The 12683-nt window shown below is 59.3% G+C and carries 21 protein-coding genes; 15 read left to right on the plus strand and 6 right to left on the minus strand.

The window, feature by feature from the left end; translation table 11 throughout:
* Window positions 1-50: 50 nt before the first annotated feature.
* The 8 genes from GA566_RS33095 to GA566_RS30200 all read left to right on the plus strand — a co-directional run bounded on the left by GA566_RS33095 (window position 51) and on the right by GA566_RS30200 (window position 5910).
* A complete protein-coding gene (locus GA566_RS33095) occupies window positions 51-563 on the plus strand; it encodes a hypothetical protein (protein WP_200876317.1) in 513 nt (170 codons plus the stop codon).
* On the plus strand, window positions 560-1741 hold the full coding sequence (locus GA566_RS30170) for a phage Gp37/Gp68 family protein (protein ID WP_017511137.1): 1182 nt from the start codon (window positions 560-562) through the stop codon (window positions 1739-1741). The genes GA566_RS33095 and GA566_RS30170 overlap by 4 nt, the downstream gene beginning before the upstream one ends.
* A 498-nt stretch (window positions 1742-2239) precedes the next feature.
* Window positions 2240-2665 (plus strand): hypothetical protein, encoded by a 426-nt coding sequence (locus GA566_RS30175; RefSeq protein WP_017511139.1) that lies wholly within the window; start codon window positions 2240-2242, stop codon window positions 2663-2665.
* A 19-nt stretch (window positions 2666-2684) separates the two neighbouring features.
* The gene (locus GA566_RS30180) at window positions 2685-2966 is read left to right on the plus strand and encodes a hypothetical protein (RefSeq protein WP_017511140.1); all 282 of its coding nucleotides are present in this window, start codon (window positions 2685-2687) and stop codon (window positions 2964-2966) included.
* A 34-nt stretch (window positions 2967-3000) separates the two neighbouring features.
* Window positions 3001-3597: an N-acetyltransferase gene (locus tag GA566_RS30185; protein WP_017511141.1), complete on the plus strand. Its 597-nt coding sequence runs from the start codon at window positions 3001-3003 to the stop codon at window positions 3595-3597.
* Complete coding sequence (locus tag GA566_RS30190; protein WP_017511142.1) at window positions 3594-3902, plus strand: hypothetical protein; 309 nt, start codon at window positions 3594-3596, stop codon at window positions 3900-3902. The genes GA566_RS30185 and GA566_RS30190 overlap by 4 nt, the downstream gene beginning before the upstream one ends.
* 67 nt (window positions 3903-3969) lie before the next feature.
* Window positions 3970-4671 (plus strand): hypothetical protein, encoded by a 702-nt coding sequence (locus GA566_RS30195; RefSeq protein WP_017511143.1) that lies wholly within the window; start codon window positions 3970-3972, stop codon window positions 4669-4671.
* 69 nt (window positions 4672-4740) lie between these two features.
* Window positions 4741-5910 (plus strand): hypothetical protein, encoded by a 1170-nt coding sequence (locus tag GA566_RS30200; protein WP_011229298.1) that lies wholly within the window; start codon window positions 4741-4743, stop codon window positions 5908-5910.
* 64 nt (window positions 5911-5974) lie between these two features.
* Here GA566_RS30200 and GA566_RS30205 read toward each other — a convergent pair whose 3' ends face one another.
* Window positions 5975-6154 carry a hypothetical protein gene (locus GA566_RS30205; protein WP_011514786.1) on the minus strand — a complete coding sequence of 60 codons (180 nt, stop codon included), beginning with the start codon at window positions 6152-6154 and terminating at the stop codon, window positions 5975-5977.
* On the minus strand, window positions 6151-6423 hold the full coding sequence (locus GA566_RS30210) for a hypothetical protein (RefSeq protein ID WP_011229299.1): 273 nt from the start codon (window positions 6421-6423) through the stop codon (window positions 6151-6153). The genes GA566_RS30205 and GA566_RS30210 overlap by 4 nt, the downstream gene beginning before the upstream one ends.
* A gap of 619 nt (window positions 6424-7042) precedes the next feature.
* Between GA566_RS30210 and GA566_RS30215 the strand changes: the two genes are divergently transcribed.
* The 7 genes from GA566_RS30215 (at window position 7043) to GA566_RS30240 (ending at window position 9519) form a co-directional block, all read left to right on the plus strand.
* Entirely contained in the window at window positions 7043-7660 is a 618-nt protein-coding gene (locus GA566_RS30215) for a hypothetical protein (protein ID WP_035882427.1), read from the plus strand.
* A gap of 17 nt (window positions 7661-7677) precedes the next feature.
* Entirely contained in the window at window positions 7678-7893 is a 216-nt protein-coding gene (locus tag GA566_RS33100; RefSeq protein ID WP_017515860.1) for a hypothetical protein, read from the plus strand.
* Window positions 7894-8123: 230 nt separating this feature from the next.
* Window positions 8124-8387 (plus strand): hypothetical protein, encoded by a 264-nt coding sequence (locus GA566_RS30220; protein WP_011514788.1) that lies wholly within the window; start codon window positions 8124-8126, stop codon window positions 8385-8387.
* Window positions 8388-8416: 29 nt separating this feature from the next.
* A complete protein-coding gene (locus GA566_RS30225) occupies window positions 8417-8638 on the plus strand; it encodes a hypothetical protein (protein ID WP_011229302.1) in 222 nt (73 codons plus the stop codon).
* Between the two features lie 12 nt (window positions 8639-8650).
* Window positions 8651-8893 (plus strand): hypothetical protein, encoded by a 243-nt coding sequence (locus GA566_RS30230; RefSeq protein ID WP_035882428.1) that lies wholly within the window; start codon window positions 8651-8653, stop codon window positions 8891-8893.
* 2 nt (window positions 8894-8895) lie between these two features.
* Window positions 8896-9114, plus strand: coding sequence for a hypothetical protein (locus GA566_RS30235; RefSeq protein ID WP_017515791.1), 219 nt, complete (start codon window positions 8896-8898; stop codon window positions 9112-9114).
* A 75-nt stretch (window positions 9115-9189) separates the two neighbouring features.
* On the plus strand, window positions 9190-9519 hold the full coding sequence (locus tag GA566_RS30240) for a hypothetical protein (RefSeq protein ID WP_035882430.1): 330 nt from the start codon (window positions 9190-9192) through the stop codon (window positions 9517-9519).
* Window positions 9520-9800: 281 nt separating this feature from the next.
* On the opposite strand, the gene GA566_RS30245 is transcribed toward GA566_RS30240, so the two are convergent.
* Genes GA566_RS30245 through GA566_RS33105 form a run of 4 tightly spaced genes read right to left on the minus strand, consistent with a single transcriptional unit; the run spans window position 9801 to window position 12465 of the window.
* Window positions 9801-11390 carry an IS66 family transposase gene (locus tag GA566_RS30245; protein WP_034021473.1) on the minus strand — a complete coding sequence of 530 codons (1590 nt, stop codon included), beginning with the start codon at window positions 11388-11390 and terminating at the stop codon, window positions 9801-9803.
* A gap of 31 nt (window positions 11391-11421) precedes the next feature.
* On the minus strand, window positions 11422-11772 hold the full coding sequence (gene tnpB / locus GA566_RS30250) for an IS66 family insertion sequence element accessory protein TnpB (RefSeq protein ID WP_017514072.1): 351 nt from the start codon (window positions 11770-11772) through the stop codon (window positions 11422-11424).
* Window positions 11772-12236 (minus strand): transposase, encoded by a 465-nt coding sequence (locus GA566_RS30255; RefSeq protein ID WP_017514071.1) that lies wholly within the window; start codon window positions 12234-12236, stop codon window positions 11772-11774. The genes tnpB and GA566_RS30255 overlap by 1 nt, the downstream gene beginning before the upstream one ends.
* 43 nt (window positions 12237-12279) lie before the next feature.
* Window positions 12280-12465 (minus strand): hypothetical protein, encoded by a 186-nt coding sequence (locus GA566_RS33105; protein WP_202126999.1) that lies wholly within the window; start codon window positions 12463-12465, stop codon window positions 12280-12282.
* Between the last annotated feature and the right edge of the window lie 218 nt (window positions 12466-12683).

A 12683-nucleotide genomic window follows, 5' to 3' on the forward strand; every position in this document is an offset into this window, starting at 1 on the left:
GGGGGACACCGATCTGTCCAATTCCCGCGATAGCGGAGATGGAGGCTGTCTTGTCCACGTTTGAGAGCTTTGATTGCCCGGAGTGCGGAGGCAAGGAAACAGTCAAGATCATGCCGACTGCCGGCGGGCGCGGTACCGGCGAAGCCACCTCTTACGCGGCGAATTGCGCTGCGTGCAACCGCACGCTGGCGGAGGAACTGCCATCGAACTCCGATGGCAAACGGGCAACCGCCACGCGCGAGCTCAAGCGCATCCTTGCCAGGTGGCCAGAAGAAAAGGCCGGCCGGCCGCGCGTTATGAGGACGCCGCCAGTTGTGTCCATGCCGTCGGGTGCTGACGATCGCCAACGCCCCCAGGAGAGCGCAATGATCAAACTTGCGGACAACACCTTCAAAGAACGTGACTTGCTGGAGCGCGCGATGCGCAATCTGCGGGCGATCGCGCCGCGGCGAGGCGAGATACGTTGGGTGTTGGTGCATCAGCTTTTCAGCACGGGTAGCACGGTCTCAGCAGCGATCTGCCGCGAGTTTGGTTACGACCCAGACGAGAAGGTGAAGCCATGAGCAAGGGTAGCAAGATCGAGTGGACGGACCATACATTCAATGCCTGGCTCGGTTGCGAGCCTGTCAGCCCTGGCTGCGATCATTGCTACGCGGAAGTATCGACGCCAGTTCGCGTGCTGGGCGTGAAGTTTGGCACGAGGCAGCCGCGTCACCGGACATCCGCTGAGAATTGGAAGCAGCCCCTGCGCTGGGAACGAGAGCACGCGCAGTTCTATGAAGAGCACGGGCGCCGGCAGCGGGTGTTCAGCGCGAGTCTTTCAGATTGGCTAGACAATGCAGTGCCGATCGAATGGCTGGTGGATCTGCTTGACCTGGTGCGCAGGACGCCCAGTCTAGATTGGCTCCTGCTGACCAAGCGCATCGGCAACTTCAAGAAGCGGCTGGCAGAAGCCAGCGACTACGTTTGGAACAGCGGCGCCGGCGCTATCGCTGACGCGGGTTCATTGCGCGAGTGGATCGATGCATGGCGTACCGGACCCCCCCCTGAGAACGTCTTCGTCGGTGCCACCATTGTCAATCAGGCAGAAGCGGATCGCGACATCTCGAAGTTGCTCGAGGTGCCGGCATACGTCCGGTTCCTTTCGATGGAGCCGCTACTAGCCCCAGTCGATATCAGTGACTTCCTGACCCCGAGCTATCCGAACTGCGAAACCGGATTCGCCCAAGGCGAACGGATGGAGGTCGGGTATTGCGGCACGTGCGCCGGCCACGTCAGCGACCCGATTCACAACCCAGCGATGCGTGACTTCGTCGACTGGGTGATCGTTGGCTGCGAGAGCGGGCCCTACGCAAGGCCAGCGCACCCGGATTGGGTAAGGAGCTTGAGGGACCAATGCGTAGCCGCCGGCGTCGCCTTCCTGTTTAAGCAGTGGGGTGAATGGTTGCCGTGGGATCATTTCAACGCTGCGCGAATCGACGACAGTTTGGAGAGCACGCGATACGCCACGATGGAATGGAAGGGCGATCGCTGGGAAGACGTCGGACACCCCATCTGGTCTGATTCTGTCGACGGCATAATTGATGACAGGCACTGTATGGGGCGCGTCGGGAAGAAGGCCGCGGGTCGCTTGCTCGACGGGAAACTCTACGACGGATTCCCGGTCGCAGGCGCACAACGAGTGCGACGTTCGTCGGCGCTGACCACTGGCGCGGCCGTGAGTTGCCTTGGATACGCATAACGCGTATTGATAAACACACTGTTTGCTTGTTATAGTCAAGTCACGCGCGGTTTTTGGTGTTGCATTGGTCGCTGCCGATATGTGTGGGTTTGAAGTCGTTCAAGATCCCCGGCTTTTGGCCGTTTACCGGCATTGGGGCATACCAGAGACTGCGAAGGACGGCCTTGGGGGCGTCGCATGGTGGGCAGGCGTGGTTGCGGAAGTCGCTGCCGTGATTCGGGCGAATAACGTGTCAGCCGCCGTCCAGGCAGTCCTGTTGTGGCACGCGGATCAGAGGTTGGCGAGACAGCGAGGGCAGCGACCTCGCGCGTTCGACGTGCCGCCCGAAACTCTCAAGGTGCGCGGTGTGTTCTGGAGGAACCTGCTCAATGGGAGCTTCCTGATGTTCATCGTAGGCTCTATTCCCTGCTGCATTGGGTTGTTCTTCATCAAGTTCGAGAACAGCCCGAAGCGATAGCGATATCGCGGGCGGCCGGGCATTTAAGGAGGAAACTTCGGATGAATCAAGTAACTGGTAGTGCGACGTCGCCAACGAAGTCGGTGTTTGATGCCTTTGGGGCGATTGGCTGTGGCCTATATGTCGGCGGCGTCGTTGCCGTCACGCTCTATTTCCTTCAGGAAGGCGGGATTCGCCTAACAGACGGGCTTCCGGTTGCTGCAGTCGTCGCAGCGGCAGTAGCCGCTCTGTTGACGTTGGTCCGATGCGTGCTAACGGGCTTTTATGTGCCGTTGGCCTTGATTGGCGTCTTCGTTCTCGGCTTTGGTGCTATCACGAAGATATCAGCCAACCTGCCTGATCCCACCGCCGGCGCTTTTGGCGCAGTTCAACTACGAATCGATGGCGCAATGCCGTGGGTGTTTTTTGGTATCTGCATGATCGCCTTGGCGCTGGCGTGTTTGACGCCTCGGCAGGATCGTAACTAGAGCTCTGGGGAGGGAGGATATGGATCGCGCATACGAAATCTGGAAAGCTTACGCAATGTCGGTTGTTGCGGTGGTGTTTGCCTACCTGGACAAGACAGATGATTGGGGTTGGCCCCCCGTCTTAGCTGTGGCCCTTCCATTGCTTCCTCTTCTCGCTGTCGACTGGTTTGTGTCCCGCTGGGTCTCACTGGGTTTGTTCTTGCCCGTTGGCCTGCCCATTGGATGGTTCGTTGGTTCTCTGTTCTGCGCCTATTTTGCAAGCGAGCAGGGATCGAACCGTGAAGTGAAGCGGCAGAGGTGAAGCGCACTGCCGACCGACCCCGTGAGGAGATGTCTTGACCATATGGGACTGGTTTTTCCCCGCGCGAAGGAAGCGCACGAGGGAAGGGTTGCCTTCGATCGATGTCTCCACCACGGCTGACTTCTATAAGGTCTTCACTTCACCGAACCCTGTTCTGAGTGCGGCGATCCACAACATAGCCGGCGACCAGGTTGGCACGGCCAGATACTCCATCTCGCCGCTGTCGGACCGCGTCTATGTCTTCGACATCAGAATTGCTCCACACCATCAGCGGCATGGCTATGGGACCGCAATGCTCTGCTACCTCGCAAAGGAGTATGGCCAGCCGATTACCCCCATCCACGAAGTTGAGAGCGCCAACGAGTTCTGGGGCGCCGCCCGTCGCTACAGGGGAGCCGGCCTTTCCGTAACCGAAGATATCTCGATCAGCGAGATGGCACTCGAGGCGACGCGTTGGCAGCATCTCGCGCCCATCGCAGAGTGCCTGGACAAACTGATCACTAGACGGCTGAGTGTCGATCGCGAACCCTGGCATGTTGCCGTTGGTCGCGGGTTTGGCGCGGAGGACAACGGCGACGCCGCTACTTCTGGGCCGGCGATATCGGACGATTCGAATACTGTGAGAACATGAGCAAACAAGAGAAGTTCTACGACTGGCTCTCGACTGGGGAGCCACCACCCATCAATAGGCGCGTCTACGAGGCAGCCAAGCTGCCGTTTGCATACTTGGCGCAGTTCCTGTGGTGGGTCTCTTCCCCTTGGCGCCGAGCTCTTCCACTGGCGCTCGCGGGCGTTGCTCTCCTCTGTGGCTTTTTGATCCTGATGGGGGATGAAACCATTACTTGGGGCGACTTCGGGACGGTCGCTACCGTCGCAACAGTTGTTCTGGGCGTAGTCGTCGTGATTCTCGACGTGCTGAGGGCAATATTCGAGTAACGCTCCGCACTTCACTCCTATTGGGACGTTTTCAATGAGCACAAGCCGGGCTACTCGCCGAGATCCTATGGCAGACGTCATGCCACTCGAGCTTCTGGAAGTGGCGCATCTGCTGATCAGTAGAGGTCAGAATGAACTCTACTGGGAAAGAGTTCCCCTCCCGAAGCGACCGGTCGGCCAGGTCCGCTACGAAGTGGCTCGCCAGGCAGCGACCTTTGTTGTGCCATTGGTAGGTCTAACCTGCGCCGCGCAGATCTACGGGGCAACTGGCTTGCTGCTTGGGCTGCCGCTTGCATGGCTAGGCGGCTACTTCTTGGATCTGCAACTCAAGTCTGCGATTGGGAAGAAGAAGATTCGTGATGACATGATTGACGCTGGCCGCTACAAGGCGGTGGGCTGGCTGGCTGCGCAGATGGGTATGCGCCCAGACGAGATCACACTGGCGACGATCCGGAAGATGAACAAGGATTACGTCATTGTTAAGGCGCGTATGGACCTGGAGTTGGCTCGCCGCGAGGAAGCCCGCAAGGCCGCTCACGTACGGCAGTCGCCGTCCTCCGATGATGTGCATCATGATTACACTCCGGGGGTAGTCGCTGCCGCCGGATTGGGTGCGGCAACCGCCTACACGTCAGTAGACGAAGATGACGACTACTATGATCGAGGCCAATCCTACTCGCCGGCCGTGAACCCTGCTAACGGGATGCCGATGGTTGCTGGCACCTATGTGGACGTCAACGGCAATATGTTTGGAACTGACACGTTCTGACGCCGGGATATTTTGGACTTCGCGGAGCGCGCAGCCCGCGGAGAAGAGGGCGCCCGAACCGGAGCACGCATGCGTCGCCATAGCCTGACCCTCACGCTGGCAAAGATCCTATTCAAGGACGGGCCCGTGAAGTTCTTCCAGCTCGTCTACATCCTCGGCCGTTCGAAGCTACGGCGGACCTATGATTCCCACACACGGCGCTTTCTCCAAGCCGGCCACGCCGCGTTACTCGCCGCGGGTGTGATAGTGCTGTGGCTCGCTGTGCGAGATCCATCCCTGATCGATGCGAGGTCTACGGCCGGCCGGATCTTCTGCGGAGCGATCGGCATGGCTTTTACCCTGAGCGGTGCGACGTGGTTTCTCATGCCGGCATTTCAACGAGCGACGCTGCTGGGGGAGGTGACGGCCGGCACGTTGTACGGGATGCTCCTCGCCGGTGTCACGTGGTTGGGTTGGGAGCGTGCGGCGGCGCTCTACCAGGCCAATCCTGTAGCGTTAGTCGCTGGAGTACTCGTCGTCGCGGCGCTTGTGCTGGCGTTTGCCCATCCGCTCTCGCTCTTTCTGCGTTTCCGATTGCTGCGGCTGCGCACCAATCACTATGCGTTCGAGACCCCATATCACCAGATGCTCGCTTCGCGCCCAGCTAGAGGGCAGTACAGAGGCGTGGCAATTCATGAGGCTGGCCATGCTCTGATGTACAGCTTGGGCGATCGGGTGCCAGAGGACGCGATCGCCTATATTGACTTCGACACCATCTCGCCGAACCTGGGGCAGGTTTCGCTGCCAACTCTGAAGGAGGGTGATATCAGCATGGCCATGCTGGAGTGGAAAATGCATACATACCTCGCTGGAATGGTAGCGGAGGTTTTGCGTGCAGGGACTCACGGCATGGGCGTGTCCGGAGACCTCGAGGGCTGGAGTGAGCTAGTTGGCCCATACCTCTTGTTGCGCACCGATGTTGTGTACTTCGCCAATCCAAGTACCGAGCTGGAGATCGAGTCCAACAAGAGGGAGGTTGCAGCGTTGAAGAAACACATGCTGGCAGTGCTCACACGCTTTATGCGGGCAAACTGGCATGTCGTCGAGCGGATCGCTGACTGCCTTGAGGAGGTGGACTGCCTTGATCACCAGCAGTTGGCTGGCCTGATTTCTGGCGTGGTGCGCACGGGCGGGCTGCCGACGCCAGTTTGGCCAGACCACATGGATGGCACGCCGCTGCGCCAGATCCCGGGCGCTTGACGTCGGGCATAAAAAAACCGCCAACGCATAGCGCCGGCGGTTTCTGTGGGTTAGAAATCAGTCGTTAAGAGCGCTGTTTCCGAAAGCCATGCAGGGAATCCTGCTTTTCCTTGTTCTGTTCGGTCGGTGTGCGGCGAGCTTCTTTGCGCACTGCCTGGATAGCACCGACTAGAGGTGCGAAGAACAGACGCGGGGCTTCCCGAGCTGCGGTAACAAACTCCGAGCGAAAGCTGGTCTTGGTCATTCGAGCATCTCCTTGACGGCTCGATATCCAGTGATACCGAGGTAGACCAAGTATAACACCGCGTCAACGATGGTGATCGTGTGCTCAAGGAACGAGATCACCTGGAGGGTAAAGGTCGGTATCCCGACCGTTTCCAGGAACCGGATCAGCAAAGACAAGCCGACAGCGACGCTACCGATGATCAAGAAGATCAACGTGCCGACGACAGTATGTGCTGCGAAGTGCGCAACGGGCGCCCACCAGGCTTTGTGATGTTTCGTTTCAGCCATGTTTCTCCTGTGTTGAGTTAAGCACCTGGGAACCCCAGGGCTCCAAGCCTCCTTGCATAGACCTGGCAACACAGGAATGCGCAACGCCTGGGGATAAGTTGGGGTGGTGCCTCAATGGACGTCGCCGGCCGGCCGATAGACAGAAGACCATTCAGTAGAACGTGAGCGTCACCGCCAACGAGTTGCTGCAGGATTTGGACCCGCTCGGCCCGCAGCGGCTGCTTGCCACCTTCGCACGATTTGCTGTCATCTTGACAAATAGCACTCAATCGAACAAGATGCATAACATGTAGGTATATGCGTTGAGTATAGCAATAGCGATATTTGCTCAGTCGACAGGGCCATGCGGAAATGTTGCGGCGCATGTTGAGCGCCGGCGATGGTGTAGTCATCCTCCGCATCACCGGGGATCTCGAGCGGCATCATCCGAATGTTGAGATCTTCGAAGGTTGGGAGGGCTATCAGCGATTCTTGGCGCCAATCCTGCGCAGCGGGAAGCTTCAGAAGGGCGATGGGAGTACGCTGCTTTAACTGCATCGAGTTCGTTTTTGCGGCACGACACGGAATTGCTCACGTTTGCGGCACTGATCAACGACGCTTGGGCATAGAAATCGCAACCATGACTGCCACAATCGAAACACCGCTTGCCGCTGTGGGCAAAGCGATCAGCGGGATCAAGGCCAAGCATCCTGAACCTGATGCGGGCGGACGCGTTCCGAACGCGCAGATAGTAGAGTTCCATGAACGCCAGGTCGACGCTTGGCGTGCGCAGGCAGCGGAAGCCAGCCTGCTGGCACAGCACAAGTCAGAGTCAGGTGAGTCTGAGCTGGCGCTCGTACTATCGGAATGGAGCGAGCGGACGATGCGCGCAGCCGATGAGAGAGCTAGATATCTCACGTCTGCAGAGTATCAAGAATGGCTCGCGGGCCGGCAGGAGTGGTTGGCGGAGGCCACCGTTGACACGGTCGCAGCCGACAATAGCAAACGGGCGTGCGCGTTCGGCAAGGGTGTACGCGTCGTGATCGCTGAGGACATTGATAGGCGGTTCTGGCGCTATCGGTCAGGCCAGACCGGTACGGTCAGGTATGTGCTCGATGATGGCGGCGTGGAAGTACTGCTCGACGGCTACAAACGCGAAAAGCTATCCAACTGGTGGCGTCGCATCTGGCGAGGCGAAGGCGCCAACCTGGTCCCTTGGCGCGGCGTGTTCAAGGCCTCGGAATTGCGAGTCATTTGAACCACAGGAGCCGTAGGATGAGTACCAAGGTTTGGAACGTGATGTACATGCTTGGAAATACTGCCCGCATTGTTGGCGATGCGGGTAATCCTCAGGCCCGCAAGTCCGCGCTTCACGTAGCCGCAGTCATCGACAAGAACGGGTGGCGTGTCTGGGTGGAGCATCACAAGACAGGCAAGCGCCTTTTCGAGAGCGAGCGCGAGAAGACGCACCGGGAAGCTCCCCCCGTGTAGAGGAGAAGGCGATACGCTGGACGAAGGGCGGCCCGGTAACAAAGGGAAAGGTCAAGTATGGCAGGATCACTAGCAGGCCAAATCGGGCTGGCACTCTTCGGATTGCTCGTGGTGTCGGCCTTTTGCATGGGTGTAATTGCACCGCTCAATCGCTCGGTTGCGTTGACCACAATTGGGCTCAGCACTGCAACGGCTTTCGCGTCGTTTGTGGTGCCTGTATGGGAAGAGCTATGGAACTCGCACTTCATGGTGGCGGCAAGGTCTTGATGTCTGCACCACAGCAGAAGTGGCACGGTGATAACCCTGCCGTAGCACAGTATGCCCGTTTTGCTGGTCAGGACATGGCAGCGATAACCGACGATGCTGGCGCATTCGACTTGCTGTATCTCGGCTTTGTAACTGGCGGCTTCCCGACCATTGATGCAGCGAAAGACGCGGCGCCACAGTTTGCACGCCGGGTCTTGTCCCATTTGTCCAGCCTGATCGACGGCTAGGACCGCACTGACACTACGGAATAGACGAAATGGACAACGAATTAGAGCTGAGAACTATGGTTGGCGAAGCCGACCGTACTTTGCTCGTGGCGGGGCTCCAGGCGCTGCATCGTGAGCGCCTTGCCGCCTACAACGCGGCCGTGTATGTGGCGTTCATTCGTGGTGAGCTCCATCCTCCCATGGCGATGTTTGGCTTGGACGAAGTGCACACGATGCTTCGGCGTGTCGGTGCAGCGCCGGCCCCGTTCTGATCGGAAGCGGCGATGAGCTTGATCGACGAAGCGAGGCGTTGGCGCCAACAGTGGGGCTACGTTGGCCGCGGCGGCGTAATAGTGGTTTTTGAGGGCAAGGCGCAGGGGTGGGTGAACGAGCTTAGGAATCCAGAACGCTGGCAGCCTGGCTGCGTGGCGTTCGATGAACAAGGCCGGAGCTGGACAACCATCGCTGGCAATGAACGAGACGGGGCGCTGATGTGGTTGCCCAATGACCCGATCAAGGGAGAATGAGCATGATCCTTACTGAAGCAGAGCGGGTCGCGATTCGCGGCTTGGCGTCAGGCGACAAGACGCAATTCGAGGCCGCGCAGGGCGCCTTTAATCGGGCAGCACGGCAACACGGCGTGGACTCCTGCGTAGAGCTCCAATTCATGGCTGAATTGCTTGCGCCGGTTCCGGATCTGCTACTGCGCTCACAGTATCGCGCGGCCGTACTGAAGCAAGCGATTTGATGGGAAATGGACCAAATGAGCGTAGCAAAGTGCGTTGCATCACTACTTGTCCTCTCGGCTGTCACAGGCTGCGCAATGACGCAACAGGAATTGGCGCACGAACCGCCAAATGCAAAATTTGTCGTGGCTGCAGAGTTCGGATGTCTCTATGAAAAGGGCGCCGAAAGAGCTGCTGCCAGCTTGGGCGTGAGCGAACCGAAGATGAGCGGCTACATTAGCTCCAAAGGCGGCTACGCATGGTTCCGACAACCGCTGACCTTGATCATGCTGCGTTCCAAAGGCGCCGGCAGCACTGAGATCACGCGACAGCAACACGGAAGCGCGGCGGTCCTAGGCCAAGGCGAAGACATGCTTGCTTACTTGAAATCGAATCCATGTGTGGTCGATCCCCAGCGCCCAGAGTAGCTTCACCAGCGAAGAGGAATAGCCATTCGATTCACTGGCAGCGCGTATCAGTGCGCTTGACCATCTCTCTCAACTCATCCCGAACGTGCTCCGGGAGTGTTACGCCGCTTGCCATCCTGAGGAATGCCGCTCGATGTGCTCGCGACCGAGAACACAAGGCTTCCAGCTTTGTGAATGCCTCGCGTGATACGCGATAGCTTTTGGTCTCGCGAAAGACCAGGCTCAAACAAAAATGTAAGCGGTCTTTTGAGGGCGTCCCTTGCGGCCGCCGGCGGTATCCGCTAGGCGTCTGAGGACTTGAGCGTCCAGGGCAGCAGAGCCTCGTAGTCGTCGGCGGTCTGTGCGTGTGGCAACGCCTTGAACAAGGCAACGAGATACTGATACGGATCGACGTCGTTGGCCTTGCAGGTTTCCACCAGTGAGTAAAGACTTGCGCTGGCGTTGGCACCGGCCACGGTGTCGCAGAAGAGGAAGTTTCTCCGTCCGATCACGAATGGCCTAATCGCGTTCTCGCAGGGATTGTTCGAGATCGGCCAAGTTCCGTTCTCGATGTAGCGCACGAGCTTTGGCCACTGCCCATGCAGGTAGTGCAGCGCCTTGCCGAACAGGCTTTGCGGCAGTACGGTATGCAGGTGTTGCAGCAGCATCGTTTCGATCTCGGCCAGCAGCGGCTGGCTTTGTTCGGCGCGAACTTGCTGCCGTTGTTCCGGCCTCATCTCGAGCGTGTGGCGTTCGATGGCAAACAGCTTGCCGATGCGCTGCAGGAATCCGGTGACCGTGTGGTCGGCGCGCTTGTCCTTGGGCAAGGCTTGCTCCGCCTCGACCAGGTAGCGCCGCGCGTGCGCCCAGCATCCGAGGTGCACCAACTGATAGGTGTTTGCGACGTCGTCGTATGGTGCATAGCCGTCGGTCATCAACACCGACCCAGGCTTGATGCCGGCATAGAGAGCCGTAGCCTGCTTTGTCTCGCGTGTGGGGCTATAGGCAAACAACCGTACCGGCGGGCCCGTGCCATTCATCTGCGCCCATAGGAAGCTCTTTCTCTGGGCAGGCCTGCCGGACTCCTTGAGCACCTGTACCGTTGTCTCATCACCGTACACGACGTCTGCTTCCAGCAGATGGTCACGCAGCAGGTTGATGATTGGCTGCACCGCTTGGCCTACTCGCACTATGCTTGCGGCCAGGGTGCCGCGAGAGAGGTCCCCGCCGAAGCGATGCAGCAGCGCTGCCTGGCGGTACAGCGGCAGGCCATCCTGATACTTCGAGGTGATGCACCAGGCCAGCGCCGATTCGGTAAGGAGTCCCTTGGGAATAATGCGTGCCGGTGCCGGCGTCGTCTTGATGCCGCCGTCGCAGCATGGGCAGGCGTACTTGACCCGCTGGTGCTGGATCACGCGGACCTGTTGCGGCACGATGTCGAGCTGTTCGCTGACCTCAACGGCAATCTCGACCAGAGTCTGGCCATCGAGGGGGCAGACGCGTTCCGATTCGGGTAGTTCGTGACGAACCTCGACACGGGGCAGCGCCGGGTCGAGCGGCTTACGGCCACGCTTCTTGCGTGTGTGCCCGGCCACTTCGGTCTCGGGCGTACCTTCTTCTTCCTGCGCCGGCTGCGCGGCCGCTGCCGCCATGGCTTCGGCCTCATTGAGGAACAAGTCCTTCTGCTCCGAGCCTCGCGCCTCGCTCTTGGCGGCGAACAGCTTACGCTGGAACGCCTTGAGCTGTTCCAAGAGCAGGTCTCGCTGGACCGTCATCACACGCAGCTCGCCCTTGATTGCCTCGCGTTCCGCGAGTATTGCCTTGAGCTCGCGCTCGGCGTCTCGCAACAGTTGCAGCTCGGCGGCGGTAACGGTGACGGGCGTGGATGGCATGGCGGGTTAGACCGCTGCCGCCAAGCAGCGTTCACGCAGCGCGATGGTATTCTCGGTGCGGGTGCCGGCGCATCGCCTCGATGTCGATTCCCTCGAGCAGCCAGTGCAACTGTTCGACCGTCAGCGTGGCCACCGACGCCTCGCGTGGCCAAGCAAACCGGTCCGCCTCCAATCGCTTCAACAGTAGCCAGAAGCCGTTGCGATCCCAGCCGAGAATCTTGATGCGATCGGCCCGCTGGTTGCGGAACACAAATACAGCAGATGCAAACGGATCCAGCCCGAGCGCCTGCTCGACCAGCAGTGCCAGGCCGTTGATGTTCTTACGGAAGTCCACAGCGTCGCGATGCAGGTACACCCGCAGCCCAGCGTCGAGGCGGAACATCAATGGCCTCCATTCAGGGCTTCGATCATTGCCCTTACGAGCGCCACGTGTCGCTCGTCGCATTCGAGCTCGAGTGATACCCCGTTGGGTAGCTTCGCGCTCAAGAGTGCCAGCGGTAGCGCTCGCTGCGGTGGCGAATCGGCAGTCGCTGAGGCCGCTTCGCGGCGAGGCACCACGACCTTTGCAGGTGTCTCGATCGGCCGCGAATCCAGAACCTCCTGGACAACCGGCACGAATGCCGGCAATGCACCTCGCGCCTGCGCTGAATCTCGGTACTCCCGAATCCATTTGCGCAACTGATTAGCGTTGATGCCAGCCTTGAGAGCCGTGCCCGAAACCGATGCTCCCGATTGAAGGCAGAACTCAATCAGACGCCGCTTGGCCGCTGGCTCGTAGTCGCGCTTCCCATTGGAGCGGACTCGCACCGCCTGCAGCGGAAATAGGTCAATCTCGTCTTGGATCATGTTTGCGTCCGCAAAGTCTTTGCGGACGCAAGCCTGCCAACGTTCAGCCTTCAATACCAGACGTCGTCAATTGAGCGCTTACACAAAAATCAAGAATTGACACGCGCTTGCGCAGGAAGACCGCGACGATCACGTGATCTCGGGCCTCGCGCTCCTCTGGCGGTATGGCCCCTACGCGGACGTAGTCAATCGGCTCGGTGATGTACTCCTCATCAAGCGGCGTAGCCATATGGCGAGTCGTACGGCCACCCACGTTGAAGGTATAGTCAGGATCGAATGGTTCTTGTGCGTATTCCCAGGATGGACGTGGGATCGCGGTGCCTGGATACGTCATTTCAGTTTTCAGCCCCCACGAAATCGCCGTTTGGGCGCTTGAGTCGCATCATTGGAATGCCTTTGTGTTCCAGGTGCTCAACGGACCAGGTCTCGGACGTCTTTTTGCCGCCT

Source organism: Cupriavidus sp. SW-Y-13 (assembly GCF_009793345.1).
Lineage (GTDB): Bacteria > Pseudomonadota > Gammaproteobacteria > Burkholderiales > Burkholderiaceae > Cupriavidus.

What these genes read in the sequence shown, in the direction of transcription:
- GA566_RS30170 (WP_017511137.1), top strand. Translation starts at nt 560, where the DNA reads ATGAGCAAGGGTAGCAAGATCGAGTGGACGGACCATACATTCAATGCC.
- GA566_RS30175 (WP_017511139.1), top strand. Translation starts at nt 2,240, where the DNA reads ATGAATCAAGTAACTGGTAGTGCGACGTCGCCAACGAAGTCGGTGTTT.
- GA566_RS30180 (WP_017511140.1), top strand. Translation starts at nt 2,685, where the DNA reads ATGGATCGCGCATACGAAATCTGGAAAGCTTACGCAATGTCGGTTGTT.
- GA566_RS30190 (WP_017511142.1), top strand. Translation starts at nt 3,594, where the DNA reads ATGAGCAAACAAGAGAAGTTCTACGACTGGCTCTCGACTGGGGAGCCA.
- GA566_RS30195 (WP_017511143.1), top strand. Translation starts at nt 3,970, where the DNA reads ATGGCAGACGTCATGCCACTCGAGCTTCTGGAAGTGGCGCATCTGCTG.
- GA566_RS30200 (WP_011229298.1), top strand. Translation starts at nt 4,741, where the DNA reads ATGCGTCGCCATAGCCTGACCCTCACGCTGGCAAAGATCCTATTCAAG.
- GA566_RS30205 (WP_011514786.1), bottom strand. Translation starts at nt 6,154, where the DNA reads ATGACCAAGACCAGCTTTCGCTCGGAGTTTGTTACCGCAGCTCGGGAA.
- GA566_RS30210 (WP_011229299.1), bottom strand. Translation starts at nt 6,423, where the DNA reads ATGGCTGAAACGAAACATCACAAAGCCTGGTGGGCGCCCGTTGCGCAC.
- GA566_RS30215 (WP_035882427.1), top strand. Translation starts at nt 7,043, where the DNA reads ATGACTGCCACAATCGAAACACCGCTTGCCGCTGTGGGCAAAGCGATC.
- GA566_RS33100 (WP_017515860.1), top strand. Translation starts at nt 7,678, where the DNA reads ATGAGTACCAAGGTTTGGAACGTGATGTACATGCTTGGAAATACTGCC.
- GA566_RS30220 (WP_011514788.1), top strand. Translation starts at nt 8,124, where the DNA reads ATGGAACTCGCACTTCATGGTGGCGGCAAGGTCTTGATGTCTGCACCA.
- GA566_RS30225 (WP_011229302.1), top strand. Translation starts at nt 8,417, where the DNA reads ATGGACAACGAATTAGAGCTGAGAACTATGGTTGGCGAAGCCGACCGT.
- GA566_RS30230 (WP_035882428.1), top strand. Translation starts at nt 8,651, where the DNA reads ATGAGCTTGATCGACGAAGCGAGGCGTTGGCGCCAACAGTGGGGCTAC.
- GA566_RS30235 (WP_017515791.1), top strand. Translation starts at nt 8,896, where the DNA reads ATGATCCTTACTGAAGCAGAGCGGGTCGCGATTCGCGGCTTGGCGTCA.
- GA566_RS30240 (WP_035882430.1), top strand. Translation starts at nt 9,190, where the DNA reads ATGACGCAACAGGAATTGGCGCACGAACCGCCAAATGCAAAATTTGTC.
- GA566_RS30245 (WP_034021473.1), bottom strand. Translation starts at nt 11,390, where the DNA reads ATGCCATCCACGCCCGTCACCGTTACCGCCGCCGAGCTGCAACTGTTG.
- tnpB (WP_017514072.1), bottom strand. Translation starts at nt 11,772, where the DNA reads ATGTTCCGCCTCGACGCTGGGCTGCGGGTGTACCTGCATCGCGACGCT.
- GA566_RS30255 (WP_017514071.1), bottom strand. Translation starts at nt 12,236, where the DNA reads ATGATCCAAGACGAGATTGACCTATTTCCGCTGCAGGCGGTGCGAGTC.
- GA566_RS33105 (WP_202126999.1), bottom strand. Translation starts at nt 12,465, where the DNA reads ATGGCTACGCCGCTTGATGAGGAGTACATCACCGAGCCGATTGACTAC.